At 45.1% G+C, this 15,183-nt stretch carries 19 protein-coding genes; 11 read left to right on the forward strand and 8 right to left on the reverse strand.

Annotation, left to right across the window (positions count from 1 at the left end; translation table 11 throughout):
- Nucleotides 1-263 precede the first annotated feature (263 nt).
- The gene (locus A3G19_RS10320; protein ID WP_015654462.1) at nucleotides 264-608 is read left to right on the forward strand and encodes a hypothetical protein; all 345 of its coding nucleotides are present in this window, start codon (nucleotides 264-266) and stop codon (nucleotides 606-608) included.
- A gap of 133 nt (nucleotides 609-741) precedes the next feature.
- Here A3G19_RS10320 and A3G19_RS10325 read toward each other — a convergent pair whose 3' ends face one another.
- The 4 genes from A3G19_RS10325 to raiA form a co-directional block, all read right to left on the reverse strand.
- Nucleotides 742-1,023: a GIY-YIG nuclease family protein gene (locus A3G19_RS10325; protein WP_015654461.1), complete on the reverse strand. Its 282-nt coding sequence runs from the start codon at nucleotides 1,021-1,023 to the stop codon at nucleotides 742-744.
- A gap of 106 nt (nucleotides 1,024-1,129) precedes the next feature.
- Nucleotides 1,130-1,576, reverse strand: coding sequence for a CopD family protein (locus tag A3G19_RS10330; protein ID WP_294872629.1), 447 nt, complete (start codon nucleotides 1,574-1,576; stop codon nucleotides 1,130-1,132).
- A 56-nt stretch (nucleotides 1,577-1,632) separates the two neighbouring features.
- On the reverse strand, nucleotides 1,633-2,064 hold the full coding sequence (gene trxC / locus A3G19_RS10335; protein WP_294872632.1) for a thioredoxin TrxC: 432 nt from the start codon (nucleotides 2,062-2,064) through the stop codon (nucleotides 1,633-1,635).
- Nucleotides 2,065-2,067: 3 nt separating this feature from the next.
- On the reverse strand, nucleotides 2,068-2,409 hold the full coding sequence (gene raiA, locus A3G19_RS10340; RefSeq protein ID WP_015654458.1) for a ribosome-associated translation inhibitor RaiA: 342 nt from the start codon (nucleotides 2,407-2,409) through the stop codon (nucleotides 2,068-2,070).
- Between the two features lie 105 nt (nucleotides 2,410-2,514).
- On the opposite strand from raiA, the gene trpS reads away from it, so the two are divergent.
- The 6 genes from trpS to ccoS all read left to right on the forward strand — a co-directional run bounded on the left by trpS (nucleotide 2,515) and on the right by ccoS (nucleotide 7,819).
- Nucleotides 2,515-3,480, forward strand: coding sequence for a tryptophan--tRNA ligase (gene trpS / locus A3G19_RS10345; RefSeq protein WP_294872634.1), 966 nt, complete (start codon nucleotides 2,515-2,517; stop codon nucleotides 3,478-3,480).
- A gap of 74 nt (nucleotides 3,481-3,554) precedes the next feature.
- Nucleotides 3,555-4,142, forward strand: coding sequence for a D-sedoheptulose 7-phosphate isomerase (locus tag A3G19_RS10350; RefSeq protein WP_294872637.1), 588 nt, complete (start codon nucleotides 3,555-3,557; stop codon nucleotides 4,140-4,142).
- Nucleotides 4,143-4,649: a D-glycero-beta-D-manno-heptose 1,7-bisphosphate 7-phosphatase gene (gene gmhB, locus A3G19_RS10355; protein ID WP_015654455.1), complete on the forward strand. Its 507-nt coding sequence runs from the start codon at nucleotides 4,143-4,145 to the stop codon at nucleotides 4,647-4,649. It begins immediately after the preceding gene.
- Nucleotides 4,649-5,128 (forward strand): asparaginase domain-containing protein, encoded by a 480-nt coding sequence (locus A3G19_RS10360; RefSeq protein ID WP_294872640.1) that lies wholly within the window; start codon nucleotides 4,649-4,651, stop codon nucleotides 5,126-5,128. The genes gmhB and A3G19_RS10360 overlap by 1 nt, the downstream gene beginning before the upstream one ends.
- Nucleotides 5,121-7,514, forward strand: a complete 2,394-nt coding sequence (locus A3G19_RS10365; RefSeq protein ID WP_294872642.1) for a heavy metal translocating P-type ATPase — start codon at nucleotides 5,121-5,123, stop codon at nucleotides 7,512-7,514. Before A3G19_RS10360 ends, A3G19_RS10365 begins: the two co-directional genes overlap by 8 nt.
- 83 nt (nucleotides 7,515-7,597) lie before the next feature.
- Nucleotides 7,598-7,819 (forward strand): cbb3-type cytochrome oxidase assembly protein CcoS, encoded by a 222-nt coding sequence (gene ccoS / locus A3G19_RS10370; protein WP_294872645.1) that lies wholly within the window; start codon nucleotides 7,598-7,600, stop codon nucleotides 7,817-7,819.
- A 126-nt stretch (nucleotides 7,820-7,945) separates the two neighbouring features.
- Here the strand turns inward: ccoS and A3G19_RS10375 are convergent, their stop codons facing one another.
- Nucleotides 7,946-8,242: a c-type cytochrome gene (locus A3G19_RS10375; protein WP_294872648.1), complete on the reverse strand. Its 297-nt coding sequence runs from the start codon at nucleotides 8,240-8,242 to the stop codon at nucleotides 7,946-7,948.
- Nucleotides 8,243-8,365: 123 nt separating this feature from the next.
- Here A3G19_RS10375 and rfaD point away from each other — a divergent pair, with 123 nt between their 5' ends.
- The 3 genes from rfaD to A3G19_RS10390 are packed head-to-tail and all read left to right on the forward strand — an operon-like array spanning nucleotide 8,366 to nucleotide 11,387.
- Nucleotides 8,366-9,376 (forward strand): ADP-glyceromanno-heptose 6-epimerase, encoded by a 1,011-nt coding sequence (gene rfaD, locus A3G19_RS10380; protein ID WP_294872651.1) that lies wholly within the window; start codon nucleotides 8,366-8,368, stop codon nucleotides 9,374-9,376.
- Nucleotides 9,373-10,806, forward strand: a complete 1,434-nt coding sequence (rfaE1, locus tag A3G19_RS10385) for a D-glycero-beta-D-manno-heptose-7-phosphate kinase (RefSeq protein ID WP_294872654.1) — start codon at nucleotides 9,373-9,375, stop codon at nucleotides 10,804-10,806. The genes rfaD and rfaE1 overlap by 4 nt, the downstream gene beginning before the upstream one ends.
- A complete protein-coding gene (locus tag A3G19_RS10390; protein ID WP_294872658.1) occupies nucleotides 10,800-11,387 on the forward strand; it encodes a YfaZ family outer membrane protein in 588 nt (195 codons plus the stop codon). The genes rfaE1 and A3G19_RS10390 overlap by 7 nt, the downstream gene beginning before the upstream one ends.
- Before the next feature lie 127 nt (nucleotides 11,388-11,514).
- Here A3G19_RS10390 and waaF read toward each other — a convergent pair whose 3' ends face one another.
- Nucleotides 11,515-12,474 (reverse strand): lipopolysaccharide heptosyltransferase II, encoded by a 960-nt coding sequence (gene waaF / locus A3G19_RS10395; RefSeq protein WP_294872660.1) that lies wholly within the window; start codon nucleotides 12,472-12,474, stop codon nucleotides 11,515-11,517.
- A complete protein-coding gene (locus A3G19_RS10400) occupies nucleotides 12,471-13,646 on the reverse strand; it encodes a glycosyl hydrolase (protein WP_294872663.1) in 1,176 nt (391 codons plus the stop codon). Before A3G19_RS10400 ends, waaF begins: the two co-directional genes overlap by 4 nt.
- Before the next feature lie 54 nt (nucleotides 13,647-13,700).
- Here A3G19_RS10400 and A3G19_RS10405 point away from each other — a divergent pair, with 54 nt between their 5' ends.
- Complete coding sequence (locus tag A3G19_RS10405) at nucleotides 13,701-14,672, forward strand: glycosyltransferase family 9 protein (RefSeq protein WP_294872666.1); 972 nt, start codon at nucleotides 13,701-13,703, stop codon at nucleotides 14,670-14,672.
- Here A3G19_RS10405 and A3G19_RS10410 read toward each other — a convergent pair.
- On the reverse strand, nucleotides 14,632-15,183 hold a 552-nt coding region (locus A3G19_RS10410; protein WP_294872669.1), incomplete at its 5' end, for a lipopolysaccharide kinase InaA family protein. The genes A3G19_RS10405 and A3G19_RS10410 overlap by 41 nt on opposite strands.

Genomic DNA, 15,183 nt, shown 5'->3' on the forward strand with positions numbered 1-15,183 from the left:
CGAAAAATACGAATCGAAGACCGAAACCGCATAAAACTCGGTCGATGTGGTAAGTTTCTCTCACATATTTCGATAATTCCCCGTTCGTGGTGAGCTTGTCTAACCCTGAGCTCCCTCCGTTTACCCTTCGACAGGCTCAGGGCGAACGGATACTCTCTCTGTCATTCCTGACTTGATCGGGAATCCAGCTTTAATATAAAACTCGCTCATAGGTTACGCTATAATTTACTTCAAAACAAAAAATCATAATAATGAGTAGAAATATGAATATGCGAAAAGAAATTGAAAGATTAATGTATTGGTATGTTCCTTCAATTATAGTTGCTTTGCTTATAGAGTATATACTGACGGGATACATCAGAGCATCTCATGATTTATCCTCAATTATGCTATGGTCTTCGATAGTGATAAATATTGTAATCAGCCATTTGCATCATATTGTGGTTGCCATTTGGCTTTTTATTATATCTAAGCAGTTGAATCAAAAAAATATTTTATGGTCACTTTTTGGATTAGTAGCCCATTTGTTTGCCGCAGTAATTTTTCTTGTTTTATATGTTTATGAGAAAAACGAGATGGATTCCCGATCTACCTTAAAGGGCACGTGAAGTCGAGAATGACAAGACGAGAAAACTTAATTTTCCGTTCGTGGTGAGCCTGTCGAACCATGAACTCTCCGTTTACCCTTCGACAAGCTCAGGGCGAACGGAGATAAACCACGAACGGGAGAGAAAATCATCCCTAAACCGACTTAGCCAACCTCGACACCTCGTTCCAATCTCCTCGTATCATTGCCTCTTTCTTTTTACGGCTCCATCCCTTTATCTGTTGTTCCGAAGCTAAGGCTTCTTCTCTCGTCGTAAATTCTTGTGAGAAAACTAAAGTGAGAGGGTGGCGTTTGAAGGTGTAACAGCTCGGTATCGCTCCACTCATATGTTCAGCGAGGCGTTTTTCAAGATTATCGGTGTGACCCGTGTAGTAACTGTTATCGGAGCAGTGGAGGATGTAGACGTGAAAAGGCATGAAAATCCTTTATTATTCCGTTCGCCCTGAGCTTGTCGAAGGGTGAATATTTATAAGAGGATGTTCATGGTTCGACAGGCTCACCACGAACGGAAGACGACTACGATTAAAACGGTTTTACAATAACGAGAGCAACAATCCCCATCAATAAAAGGGTGGGTACTTCATTATACATACGAAAAAACTTCCCGCTTTTATACGCTGTGTTCTCTTTGAGTTTGAGACGGTAATGTCCGAGTGTGAAAAAATAAGCGGCTAAAATGGCTACGAGAGTCAGTTTCGCGTGCATCCATCCCCCCATCTGAAATACATTTACTCCGTTGTAGTGTTGTGTAGACATAACTATTAATGCTATTCCTGAGAGCAATGTTGCCCAAAATGCCGGAACACCGATGTATTTGTAAATCTTCATCTCCATTACTTCAATAACATCGATAAATCCCTGATTGGTTCCATTTTCGACATGATAGACAAAAAGACGGGGGAGATAAAAAAGTACTGCAAACCATGAGACCATTGAGATAATATGAAACCAAAGCATCCAGTTGTACATGTAATTTGTCCTATTGTGTTAAATTAAACGGTAGGGTATCAAAAAAAGATTAATAACTACAGATGTTTTTTAACCCAAGCGATAATTTGTGGGGTGGGTAAAGCACCGCTGAACTGATCAACGATACGGTTATTTTTAAAGGCGATGACGGTGGGGATAGAGCGGATACCGAAACGTCCCCCGAGGTGCTGTTGTTCTTCGGTGTTAATCTTGATAAATAGCGCTTTGAGGGGGAAGTGACGTGCCGCTTCTTCGAACGAGGGTGCCATACTTCGGCATGGTCCGCACCACGGTGCCCAAAAATCGGCGATAATAAGCCGTTCATCATTAAGCATTAATCGATCAAATGAGGATGCGTCTACCGAAATGGGCTTAGTATCGAGAAGGGAGGCTTTGCAGTGTCCGCACGCGGCTTTTACGTAGGAGTCTTTTAATGGAATGGCATTCACACCCCCGCAGTGGGGGCAGAGGACATTGATTTTATTCATGGATTACTCCACAATCTCTTCTCCAACCACTTCGATGTCACGGATGGATGAGGTATGGTGATCTTTTACTTTATCATGGAGACGGCGAAGCGCTTTGTTGGCACGTTCAATCGCTAAATCGATGGCGGTATCGAGATCTTCATCAGTATCATTGATAACTACCGGTTGTGCGTGAGCAATATGGATGTCAAATTCGACCCCGACCCCATTTTTTTCTTTTGAGATCATAACGTTTACGGTTGTGATATCAAGATGAAAGCGTTTAAAATTTTCGATCGCGAGAGCAATATGGTCGTTTAGGTGTTGGGTAAGTTTAATCTCTTTCGAGCGAATTTGAGTATTCATTGTGAATCCTTTGTAGTTGAACTGTGAAAAAATATAGCATATCTTTTCTTAAGAGGAAGCTTAAGAGACTCTGCGGTAAAATATTCTCTATTCAAGGAGATAATTTTGAGAGTATTAACCGGTATTCAACCATCAGGCGATTTACATATTGGAAACTATTTCGGTTCGATCAAAGCGATGATCGAATCACAAAACGATCATGAGGTTTTTGCGTTTATCGCTAACTATCATGCTATGAGTTCACTCAGCGACGGTGAGCGGTTATCGAAACTGACCATGCAGGCAGCAACCGATTTTTTAGCTTTGGGGATGGACCCGCAAAAGTCTACCTTTTGGGTGCAGTCGGATGTGAAAGAGGTTCTCGAACTCTACTGGATACTTTCCGGTTTCACTCCGATGGGGTTGCTAGAGCGGGCGCACAGTTACAAAGATAAAGTGGCGAAAGGGATTGCGAGCAATCACAGCCTCTTTTCCTATCCAGTTTTGATGGCGGCGGATATTTTGCTGTTCGGTTCAGAGGTCGTACCCGTTGGGAAGGATCAAATTCAGCACGTTGAGATTGCCCGCGACATCGCGATCAAGTTTAACAACCAATACGGCGATATTTTCACGATCCCTGAGTTTCGGGTCGATGCAAACGTCGCTACGGTTCCGGGGATCGATGGGCAAAAGATGTCGAAGAGTTATGGCAATACGATCCCTATTTTCTCAGAAGAGAAGATTCAGTCGAAAATCATCAAAAAAATTGTGACTGAAGCGGTACCGATGGAAGAGCCTAAAGAGTATGAAGATTGTAACGTTTACAACATTGCCAAACTCTTTTTGGATTATGAGGAGCGTTCGGCATTGCAAGAGCGTTATAAAAAGGGGGGCGAAGGACACGGACACTTCAAACTCTATACACATGATGTGATCTGGGAGTACTTCCGCCCCTACCGTGAGAGACGTGAGCATTTCGAAAACAATCAAGACGAAGTGCGCGAACTTTTGAAATTGGGTGCGGCAAAAGCGAGTGCTCAGGCGCAACCGATTATGGAAAAAGTCCGATCCGTTACGGGGATAAAATACTAATCGTCATTGCGGACATGATCCGCAATCTGAGTTCCTGAATCTAGTTCAGGATGACATAAAAGCAGGAGAAACAAATGAAAAACTATATCATCAAACAAATCGCTGATTCAGCGGCAACCAAACAGGCAATTTTAGAAAATGAGCCACTTTTGGAGATGATCGTAACCGTGGCGCAAGCGTGTGTTGAGGTTTATCGACAAGGGAAAAAGACAATGCTTGCAGGTAACGGCGGATCAGCTGCAGATGCTCAGCATATCGCGGCGGAACTGGTCGGGCGTTACGGGTTTGATCGTCCTTCAATCCCCTCTTTGGCACTGACGACCGATACCTCGAACCTCACGGCAATCGGAAACGATTACGGCTATGACAAAGTATTTTCCCGTCAGTTGGAGGGGATGGCTCAGGAGGGGGATCTCTTTATCGGTATCTCCACGTCGGGCAATTCTCAAAACATCATTAACGCATTTGAGTCTGCAAAAGATCGTGGCGTGACTACGGTAGCACTTGTGGGACGTGATGGCGGTAAAATGGCGGCAATGGCGGATTATGCGATCGTTATCCCTTCCAATGCAACTCCGCGTATCCAAGAGTCCCATATTTTGATCGGGCATATTCTTTGTGATATCATCGAAAAAGAGCTTTTCGGCGGCGGAGTAGCATAGGTGTCTCTTAGAGCTTTGTTTCTTGACCGTGACGGTGTTGTGAATGTCGAGAAAAACTACCTCCATAAAATCGAAGATTTTGAATTCATGGACGGAATCGTTGACGTGTGCCGTAAATATCAAGATCAGGGATATCTCATCATTATCGTCACGAATCAATCGGGGATTTCACGGGGATATTACACCGAGGACGATTTTGCCCATCTCAGCCGATGGATGGTGGAACATTTTCAAACCTTGGGAGTCACACTTACCCGTATCTACCACTGTCCTCATCATGAGAGTATCGACGGTGCATGTGAGTGCCGTAAACCTGAACCGGGGATGTTTTTGAGTGCCAAGAGGGAATATAAGCTGGATATGGAACACTCACTTATGATCGGAGATAACGAACGTGATATTGAGGCCTCTCTTAAAGCGGGGGTGGGAATCAATATTCTCCTCTCAACCGAAGCTACAGATTCAAAAGCAAATCGAATTATCCATTCTCTGCGGGAGTTGCTCTGATGCTAATACTCAATACGGGCGGTACTTTTAATAAACGGTACGATTCCCTAAAAGGGGAATTATTCGTCCCTAATGATAACCGGGCGGTTGAAGCGGTACTAAAATCATTGGTGATCGATATTCCTCTCCAAGGAATACTCTATAAAGACTCTTTGGAGATGGATAATCATGACCGTTCATTGTTGGCACAAACGATTGCGCAGAGCAATGAAAAAATCATTATCGTCGTTCACGGTACCGATACAATGGATCTAAGCGCGGAATACGTTGCGAGTCTATCCTTAGATAAAGTCGTTGTCTTTACCGGCGCTATGGTCCCTTTTAGCATTGACCCCGTAGAAGCGACGGCAAATCTCTCGATGGCAATCGGTTATGCGAATAATGGCTCAGTAGGGGTTCATATCGTGATGCAAGGGGTGATGGGCAATTTCGTTCATGTGAAAAAAAATAAGTCTGCAGGGAAGTTCGAATATGTCTAAAGTCAAATGTGATCATTGTCATCTGGAATTTAGCGATGAGGTGATGATTCATGATGGGGAGTACCGATTTTGCTGTAACGGCTGTCGCGGGATTTTTCACCTCCTCAAAGACGAAGGGCTAGAGAGCTTTTACTCTAAAATGGGAGATACGACACTCTCTCCTCCTACTGAGCAGTTCGAAGCGAGTTCCAATTTTGATACCCCTGCGTTTAGTGAGCGGTTTGTGACGACCACCAAAGAGGGGCTTTCTCAGGTTTCCCTTGTTATTGAAGGAATCCATTGTGCGGCGTGTGTCTGGCTGAATGAAAAAGCGCTGCACAAAATGGACGGGGTTATCGAAGCGCATATCAACTATACCAATAATAAAGCCCGTATCACTTGGGACAGCGATACTGTCAAACTCTCTGCTATCATCGATATGATTCGTGCTATCGGATACAACGCATTTCCGTACGATTCTTCACTTCAAGAAGTGCGTGCTAATAAAGAGCGAAAAGATTATTATCTGCGAATGGCGGTCGCAACATTCGCGACGATGAATATGATGTGGATCGCGGTGGCTCAATATGCAGGGTATTTTACGGGGATCACTCAGGATATTAAAACCATTTTAAATGTTGCCGAGTGGGTATTAGCGACTCCGGTCCTTTTTTACAGCGGATGGATTTTTTATCGCGGTGCCTATTATGGGCTTAGAAACCAAGCCATTACAATGGATTTACTGGTTGTTACAGGTTCGAGTTTGGCGTATCTTTATTCCATCTATATTACGGTATTTGAAAAAGGGGAGGCCTATTTCGATTCGGTGGCGATGATTATCACCTTTGTCCTTTTCGGAAAATTTCTCGAAGTACTCAGCCGTAAAAATGCCGCCGATACCCTCGATATCATCGGCAAACATATCCCGCGCGAAGTGAGTATCTTAGAGGGGGAGTCTATCCGCTCTGTCGATGTCAATGAGGTCAAAGAGGGGGACGTGATCGTGATCCGAAGCGGTGAACGCTCGGCAATCGACGGTGAGGTGATCTCTGGGGAGGGGAGTTTTGACGAGTCCAATCTCACCGGAGAATCGGAGCCGATATTTAAACGCCTCGGGGATAAAATCATCAGCGGAACGACAAGTATCGATGCGCTGATCCATTATCGTGCAACCAAAGATTTTGCCCATTCGACCCTCTCGAATCTCGTTAATCTTTTAGAAAATGCGATGGCACAAAAGCCCTCCATCGAGTTGTTAGCCAATCGGCTTTCTCAGCATTTCTCTTCAACGATTCTCTTTTTGGCGATTGCGACATTTTGGATATGGTATTTTTGGCCGCACAGCTTTGATCGATCTTTGATGGTGGGGATTTCGGTCATCATTATCGCCTGTCCGTGTGCGTTGGCCCTTGCGACTCCGGTAGCGACTTTGGTCGGATTGGCGCTCGGAGCCAAACGGGGGATTTTGTTTAAATCGGCGGCACAGATCGAGACGATGGCAAAAGCGACAATGGTGGTCCTCGATAAAACGGGGACGATCACGATGGGGTGTCCTGAAGTCGTTTATGCAACGATTCATACCCCTTTCGATATCGGGGTATTGCATACTCTTGTCTCCTCCTCCAAACACCCGATCAGCCGAGGGGTTAAGGAGTATTTGGACGCTACCGAAGCGGAGATTGATTCCAGCAGTATCGAAGAGGCACGCGAAATTCCTGCCCGAGGAATGGTTGGACGGTATAACGGTCTACTGATTGCCGGCGGAAATGCACTTTTGATGGAGGACCTCGGTATTGAAGTCGACTCTGCTAGTGATAAAAGCCTTTTTTACTATGCGGTGGAGCAACAGCTGGTTGCGGTTTACGAGTTGCGTGATCTTCCTAAAGAGAAGGCGCTTGAGTCGATTGCGGCATTGAAAGCCTTGAATCTACGTGTGGTAATGCTCACGGGAGATCATGAGGCGGCAGCCGTGAGAGTAGCTCACGAAGTGGGTATTGATGAGGTTCATGCCCATTTGAGCCCTGAGGGGAAAGCGGCATTTATTGAGCAGGCGCATAGCGAGGGGTATGTCGTCGTGATGGCGGGAGACGGTGTGAACGATTTGCTGGCACTTGCCGCTTCGGACATTGCGATTGCTATGGGGAACGGGAGTGATATCGCGATCGAAGTGAGTGATGTGGTGTTGATGAACGATTCTCTGACTTCACTCGCCGAAGCGTTTGGAATCAGTCGTAAAACCTATGGACTTATCAAACAAAATCTCGCTATTTCACTGGTGTACAATTCGATTACGATTCCTCTGGCGATGATGGGGTATGTTATTCCGCTGATTGCGGCGATTTCGATGTCGTTTAGTTCGCTTCTCGTCGTTGGAAACTCGATGCGGGTGAGATGGCTTTATAAATAGTTTTGTCATTCCGTGCTCGACACGGAATCTAAAAAGATAGATCCTGAATCAAAGTTCAGGATGACGGAGAAATAGGAGAAAATATGGATTCTTGGATAATCGCAATGATGCTGGGCGCATCGCTTTTTTTAGGGGCTATCGCTTTGGCCGCATTTTTATGGGGGATCAAAAACGGTCAGTTTGACGATGAGAAAAAAATGATGAATCAAGTACAGTATGATGATGAGCGTGAACTCAATGATGCAGCCAATCAGCAACGTAAAAAAGAGTCAGTGAATAAAAAAGAAGAGTATCGACCGGAATGAAAAAAGAGTAGTTTTAGAAAAGTGAGATAAGGAAGAAAGAGTGCGGTTTACTGCACGTGAGCATCGCGCTGAGCGAAACCCAGTGTTAACGTAGTCAAAGGGGGCTTAGCTCCCTTTGGCGTTAAATTATTTAATTCCTGCGATGTAAGCAGCAGCAGCTTTGATATCAGCATCTGACATAGTAGCAACTTGACCTTTCATTAAGGCACCCATACCCGCTTTGTTCAAAGTACCAGCTTTGTAACCTTTGAGTGAAGTTTCGATAGTACCAGCTGATTGACCTTTTACGATCGCTGATTTACCAAGAGCCGCTTTTTCAAAGCTAGCACCATGACAGGCAGCACATTTAGCTGTAAGAGCTTTTCCATCAGCAGCCATCAAAGATACACCAGCGAACAACATTGCAAGAGCAATTTTTTTCATTTGTTTTCTCCATTTAAAATTTCGCCGCTATTATATTCCTATCTATCTTAAATCACTCTAACTGTTTAACCTTTAATAAAGAGTTTGTTACAATATGACACTACCTTTGATGAAGGACCTTTCATGCGTTACAGTGATATTAATTTGAATCGTAAAACAATTTTAATTACGGGAGGAGCCGGTTTTATCGGCTCCAACCTCGCTTTTTATTTTCAAGAAAATTATCCTGATGTCCATATCGTCATACTTGATCTTTTTCGTTCAAACTTGACCCTCTCCAACGGCAACCTCAAAAGTTTCGGTCATTTTAAAAATCTTTTAGGGTTTCGTGGTGAGGTGATCAGCGGTGATATCAATGATAAAGGGTTGTTAAATACCCTAACGCAAATGTATAAATTTGATTATATTTTTCATGAAGCGGCGATATCCGATACAACGGCGCTGGAACAGGATTTAATGGTCCAGACGAACGTGAATGCATTTAAAGACCTTCTCGATATCGCGGTAGCCCACGGAGCCAATATGATTTATGCCTCATCGGGTGCGACGTACGGTGATGCTCCTTCCCCTCAGCGTGTCGGATGTGAAGCTCCTCAGAATGTTTATGGTTTCTCGAAACTGATGATGGACCATTTGGCCCGTCAATATTCTCAAAAATTTGAAAATATTTCCATTGTTGGTTTGCGCTATTTTAATGTTTACGGTCCTAGGGAATTTTTCAAGAATAAAACATCATCGATGGTGGTTCAGTTCGCTCATCAGCTTCTCGCGGGTAAAAATCCGAAACTGTTTGAAAACTCTGACAAAATTTTGCGGGACTTCATTTACATCGAGGATATTATTCAGGCCAACATTCTTGCGATGCACCCAAAAGAGAACGGTGTATTTAACGTCGGTACCGGTAAAGCACGCTCGTTTCAGTCGATGGTTGATATTCTCCAGAATGAGTTGGGGACATCGTTTGCGTGTGAATATATCCCCAATCCGTATATAGGGCGTTATCAGTTTCATACTGAGGCGGATATTGAATCGACGAAGGCCATTTTGGGTTATCAGCCCCGTTTTGAATTTGAAGAGGGAATTTCGGCATATGTGCCGGAAATCAAACGCCTATATGAGCAGGAACTATCATGAACTCTTTGCGCAGTGCTCACCCCCATATTCTTGTCATCGGGGATTTGATGATTGATCACTATTTGTGGGGCGGGTGTGAGCGAATCTCTCCTGAAGCTCCGGTGCAGGTCGTTGATATCTCGCGTGAAACGACGGTTCTCGGAGGAGCCGGGAATGTGATCAACAATCTCGTCGCTCTGGGTGCACGAGTCAGCGTGAGCGGGGTGATCGGTGATGATGAAAATGGAGAAGAGCTGTGTTCCATGCTCAGCTTGATTGGGGTATCGAATCAGGGGCTTGTACGCCAATCGGAACGTAAAACATCCAAAAAGAGTCGCATTATCGCCTCCAATCAACAAATTTTACGTTATGACAAAGAGTCGAAAGAAGCAATCGATAAAGCAAGTGAACGTGCCATCATCGCTTATGTGATTGATGTGATCGATAGTTGTGACATTATTATTCTATCCGATTACGGTAAAGGGGTGATCACCGATGCGGTTGCCGGCGGAGTGATTGCTGCGGCAAAAGCGGCAAATAAAAAAGTGCTGGTTGATCCAAAAGGGAAAGATTACCGTAAATACCGTGGTGCGTATCTCCTAACCCCCAATAAAAAAGAGGCTTCTGAAGCGACCGGAATCGTGATCAACGATGAAAAAAGTTTGCAAAAAGCTCTTTTGAGTCTGAAAGAGACCTGTTCATTAGAGTGTTCGATGATTACCCTCTCTGAAGATGGGATTGCTATATACGATAAAAGCATGCGCCGTTTTCCAACCGTAGCCAAAGAAGTTTATGATGTGACGGGTGCAGGAGATACAGTCATCGCATCCCTCTCATTTGCCCTGAGTATGGGGCTGAGTATTGATGAAGCGGCCCCGTTTGCAAACCACGCTGCGGCAGTCGTTGTCGGTAAGATCGGTTCGGCGACAGTGACTCTTAGCGAGATCGAATCGTATGAATCAAGCTTGCATCAAAGCACATCGGATATGCATATCAAATCCAAAGAAGAGATTTATACTCTTGCAGATCGTTTGAAACACGAGGGAAAAAAGGTCGTATTTACCAATGGCTGTTTCGATATTCTCCATGTCGGTCATGTCAAATATCTTCAAGAGGCGAAAAGTTACGGAGATGTGTTAATCGTAGGACTCAATTCAGACAGCTCGGTGAGAGAGCTTAAAGGACCGACTCGTCCGGTTAATACTGAAGCCGATCGAGCCTATATTTTAGCGGCGCTCGAATCGGTCGATTATGTCGTATTGTTTAGCGAAGAGACGCCGCATGAATTGATCAAAAATATTGCTCCCGATATTTTGGTCAAAGGGGGCGATTACGAAGGCAAAAGCGTGGTTGGAGCGGAATTTGCTGGGGAACTACGACTGGTGCAGTTTGTGGACGGGAAAAGTACGACCGCAACCATAGCCCGAATTAATGAAGGAACAACATGTTAAAAAAAATCATTTTAATGGCTTTGATCAGCAGTGGAGCTTTTGCCGCACATCAAATTGAAGCGAATGTCAACGATAAAGAGGTTGAGGGGCAGATTCGTCTGGATATGGGACGGATGGGAAATGCGATGAGCAATACCTATATCGGCGCTCGATTTTTGAACGGGGATAATAACAACTCTCAAACGATCAATAATCCTGATCCGTTGATGGAGGTATCGTTTATGGTGATGCGTCCGGTTCAAGGTGTTCGTGGGCTCAAACTGGGACTTGGGATCAAGGGGGAATATACCGAGATTGACGGTCGCCGTTATGCAGCGATTCCACTGGGGGCTGAAGTAGAGTTACAATTACCGATCAATGCTCCGTTTCCGGTATATCTCGGCGGAGCACTCTATTATGCTCCATCGGCCTTATCATTTAAAGAAGGGGATGGATATTTGGAAACCCGTATTCATCTCGATGTTGAGCCGATCGATAACGGACGGCTCGAAGTGGGGTATCGCAAGATCGATACGGATCTCAAAAATGTTGATGTGACGTATAATGATTCGTGGTATTTTGGGATGAGATTGGATTTTTAATTTCAAACTTTTCTTTTTCATAAGAAAAGTATGCAAAAGAAAATCGCCTCCACAACAAATCGCTAGCGGTACGCTTTCGCACTACTGCGAGCGACCTTGCTCTGTGTGTGTTGTGGAGGCATGATGGTTAAATAATCTTTTTGATGGCTTCAATTACCTCGTCAGAGGTGATACTCTTCATACAATTGTGATGTCCCAGCGGGCACTCTCGCTTCATACACGGCGCACACTCCATAACATGCCGTACAATATAGCTTTTTTCATTCCTCCACTGTGATGTCTCCAAATGGCGTGTCGGACCGAAGATGGCGACGGTAGGAACACTATACGCGGCTGCAACGTGCATCGGACCGCTGTCGTTGGTGATAAAGAGATCCAATCCGCCGATAAAACTGCACAGCTCGGCAATCGACGTTTTACCTGCCAGATTGGTGAGATTGATCCCTTTGAGTCGCGATTCGATATCGTTCGCCATCCCCACTTCATTCGGTCCGCCAAACAAAATGATGTTGTATTGATCACTATAAGCACGGGCTACTTCGGCAAATTTTTCGGGATACCACCGTTTAGCGCTTCCATAGGTTGCTCCCGGATTGATTCCCAAGGTCGGACGTGAGTAGCGGTGAGAGGGGATATGCAATTTTAGATTTTCGATCACGAGAGCACTTGGGCTGAGGCTTTGGGCAATGTCACGGTATTGTTCGACCAGATGAGAGGGGTGGGTCGGTTTTACAGAGTGTTTCAGTAAAAAGGACGAATGCCAGCTGCGACGCCCTGCCGTGATGGGGGTGCCGCTCCAATAGAGCAAAAGTGAAGAGTGGAGCTGATTGCGGAAAGTGATTGCCAGATCATGAACACCGAGTTCTTTTGCAAATCGGTAGGTATTGACAAAGCGATTCCCCCCTTTTTTTGTGTCATCGACATAATGACGTTTACATTGGGGGTGATATTTGAGCGCTTCGATGCTGACATACGAGCCGACCATGGTGAGCTCGGCATCGGGATAAACAGCACAAAGGGCTTCGAGTGCAGGAGTTGCCATCACGGCATCGCCGAGCCAGTTGGGGAGAATGATCAAAATTTTCACGCTTGAGCCTTGTAGGTATAGATCGGTGAGGAGTTGAGAGTCCACGTGATGTGCAACTCTCCTCGTGGAGTTGAACAGCTGAGGGTGTATTCGTCTGAACGATAATTAAAGTCGATAAACTGGGCATCACTAAGGTGTGATAGCATGACTTTGTACGCTTCAAAAGCACTTCGCTTTCGGAGTATTCCTTCTCGATTATCGATCAGACCGTATCCTGGTGCGATGAGCTGGTGCCAGTAGACACAGCTCACTCTCTGAGAAGCAAATGCGAGGAGATGATAACGGACCATGTAATCGCTGTAATCCTCTTCGCTGACACACTCATGCTCACTGGTCGGGGCATAGGGGGCGGTGTTTTGGATCGGCCAGTTGGTTTCGGTGATGATGAGCTCGTTGGACGTTTTCGGGCTGAGAGAGATCAACGCGCTTAAGAGATTGATTTTTCCCATCAGGTTGAATCCCATTTGAGAGTTTTCGGGGGCACCGCGACGATCGACATACAGAAGGCTCCCTATCGCATCGAAACGGATAGGTGAGAGATTGAAAAGGGTATGGGCACTAAAGTGGTACTCGAAATCGATGACATTGGAGCCGATGAGTTTGAGGTGGGGAAAGCGTGTTTTTTTCAATGCATACGCGACGGCGTAAAAATCGAGATATTCGTAGACACTGAAAAATCCCCATTTGGCACGATTGATGGTACTGCCGATAATGTAGGTAGTGCAAACACCTTCCAACGCTTCAAAAATTTGGATGAAATGATCTCTGCTCATATCGGCACTCGTGATGTGTTCGCGATCTTGAAGCAAGGCAACCGTAATCTCTTTTCCCCCCAATGAGCGGATAAAAGCGACGTATTCGTGTAATCGATCCATCTCCCACAGCGGAATACGGATGAGGAGTTTTTTGACACCCAGTTCGTTTAGCAGGTAGGGGGTTGTATTGGGTTCTTTATCCAGATTGACCCCCAACCCGAAGAAGTGCTCACCACTAATAGCGCGTCGCCCGGTAAAAGGGGTAAGCAACAGAGCGATCGGCAAGGTTATAAGGGCAATCAAAAAAGTTTTAATGAGCGAGGGGAGAGCACTTTTGCGCATTTGCCGCTTAAGTGCACGGTCTCTGATAATGGCAGGTTGATCGGAGTAGTGATCCCAGGCAAACGGTTGTTTCATGGTGAGATTATAGCGATATTGGGTAAAATAACCACATTAAAACAAGGGTAAACGATGAATATAATGGTAGTACGTAACGATAAGTTGGGTGATTTTATTACCGCTTTACCGACATTGTATGTCTTAAAGCACCATAATCCGCAAAACCGCATTATCGCTCTTGTCGCCCCGCTCAACCGGAAACTTGCCGAAGCATGCGATTTTATCGATGAGGTAATCGTTGATAGTGGCGAAGATATTTTAGAGCTTGCCTTTAAAATTAAACAAGCCCGAATCGACGCTTCTATCACTTTGTTTTCGAATACCCGTGTCGCATTGGCACAGTGGATTGCCCGTATCCCATTGCGCATCGCTCCCTCTACGAAAATAGCCCAAATCTTTTACAACCGCCGTATCACCCAACGCCGCAGTGAAGTGAAAATGGCGGAGTTTGAATACAATCTTCAGCTCGCCCGTGCATTATTTCCTGATATTAGCCTTGAGTTTCCCAAGCCGTTATTACCGTTTAAAGATGCTGATGAAGTGTATCGTGCGTTTTGTACCGAGTATGAGATTAGCAAAGGTGTGGTTGCCTTTCATCCCGGTTTTGGCGGTTCCTCCGATGCGAACTGGACGTTGAACGAATACATTGAATTGGTTCGACTTGCCGAAGCGGATGAGCGATTGGATGTGGTGATGACGTTTGGTCCTGATGAGGAAAAACTTTATGAGGAAGCCAAAACACTTTTAGGGGAAAGCAGGGTGGTTTTGTACCGTTCAGTAGGAAGTGTCGTCGATTTTGCCAAACTTTTGAGCCGTTTTAAACTGTTTATTAGTACTTCAACAGGGACGTATCATTTAGCGAGTGCGGTGGGATGTGAGACCTTTACCTTTTTCGCCGATACCCTCTTTGCCTCATCTGCACGTTGGAAAAGTATCGGGGAAAAACAGCGCCACTATATGATTCCCTTGAATCCCGAGGGGAGAGCGGTAATGTTTGAGAAGGTCAAGCAGGAGTTGAAAAATCGCCTTTTAGAACTCGTTTGAGTCTCTTTTTAAAATTTTTGATCCGTTTGTTTTCATCGTTATGGCGTTTCATCTCAGCGATAGTGAGTGTTTCATCTAATCCGCTGAGTCTTGCATATTCACGTCCCATAATCTCCAATTCTTCATCGGATGCCCACAGTTTGTTGAAATTTTCACATCCATCAAGTGGGCAAATGCTTTTAAACTCCATTCGATTGATATCAACGATAGAAAACTGATAGCCGCTTTCGGTTCTTTTGATCAAAATATTTCCGGGTGAATAGTCCTGATGCCATACCCCCGCTTGGTGGAGACCGTAGGTGTAGGCGGCAAAAGCGGTAAAGATTTCTTCACGATCAGTGAGGGGTTCGAGGAGCGGTGTGCGGATCGTAAAATCGTATTCGAAATACTCACTGATAAAATAGCTATCCGCGAGTAAACCTGATTCAAAAAATTCGATGAGAGCGATCGGCTCTGGGGTTGAAATAGCGAGTGATTGCAAACGCAGTGCATTGTGATACGATTTATACGC

It is taken from the genome of Sulfuricurvum sp. RIFCSPLOWO2_12_FULL_43_24, from assembly GCF_001829605.1.
Taxonomy (GTDB): Bacteria; Campylobacterota; Campylobacteria; order Campylobacterales; family Sulfurimonadaceae; genus Sulfuricurvum.

Coding starts and splice junctions, on each gene's coding strand:
- ccoS (WP_294872645.1), top strand. CDS start 7,598: ATGGATTCTTGGATAATCGCAATGATGCTGGGCGCATCGCTTTTTTTA.
- rfaD (WP_294872651.1), top strand. CDS start 8,366: ATGCGTTACAGTGATATTAATTTGAATCGTAAAACAATTTTAATTACG.
- A3G19_RS10360 (WP_294872640.1), top strand. CDS start 4,649: ATGCTAATACTCAATACGGGCGGTACTTTTAATAAACGGTACGATTCC.
- A3G19_RS10350 (WP_294872637.1), top strand. CDS start 3,555: ATGAAAAACTATATCATCAAACAAATCGCTGATTCAGCGGCAACCAAA.
- A3G19_RS10390 (WP_294872658.1), top strand. CDS start 10,800: ATGTTAAAAAAAATCATTTTAATGGCTTTGATCAGCAGTGGAGCTTTT.
- A3G19_RS10325 (WP_015654461.1), bottom strand. CDS start 1,023: ATGCCTTTTCACGTCTACATCCTCCACTGCTCCGATAACAGTTACTAC.
- A3G19_RS10365 (WP_294872642.1), top strand. CDS start 5,121: ATGTCTAAAGTCAAATGTGATCATTGTCATCTGGAATTTAGCGATGAG.
- A3G19_RS10400 (WP_294872663.1), bottom strand. CDS start 13,646: ATGAAACAACCGTTTGCCTGGGATCACTACTCCGATCAACCTGCCATT.
- A3G19_RS10375 (WP_294872648.1), bottom strand. CDS start 8,242: ATGAAAAAAATTGCTCTTGCAATGTTGTTCGCTGGTGTATCTTTGATG.
- A3G19_RS10330 (WP_294872629.1), bottom strand. CDS start 1,576: ATGTACAACTGGATGCTTTGGTTTCATATTATCTCAATGGTCTCATGG.
- A3G19_RS10405 (WP_294872666.1), top strand. CDS start 13,701: ATGAATATAATGGTAGTACGTAACGATAAGTTGGGTGATTTTATTACC.
- rfaE1 (WP_294872654.1), top strand. CDS start 9,373: ATGAACTCTTTGCGCAGTGCTCACCCCCATATTCTTGTCATCGGGGAT.
- raiA (WP_015654458.1), bottom strand. CDS start 2,409: ATGAATACTCAAATTCGCTCGAAAGAGATTAAACTTACCCAACACCTA.
- trxC (WP_294872632.1), bottom strand. CDS start 2,064: ATGAATAAAATCAATGTCCTCTGCCCCCACTGCGGGGGTGTGAATGCC.
- A3G19_RS10320 (WP_015654462.1), top strand. CDS start 264: ATGAATATGCGAAAAGAAATTGAAAGATTAATGTATTGGTATGTTCCT.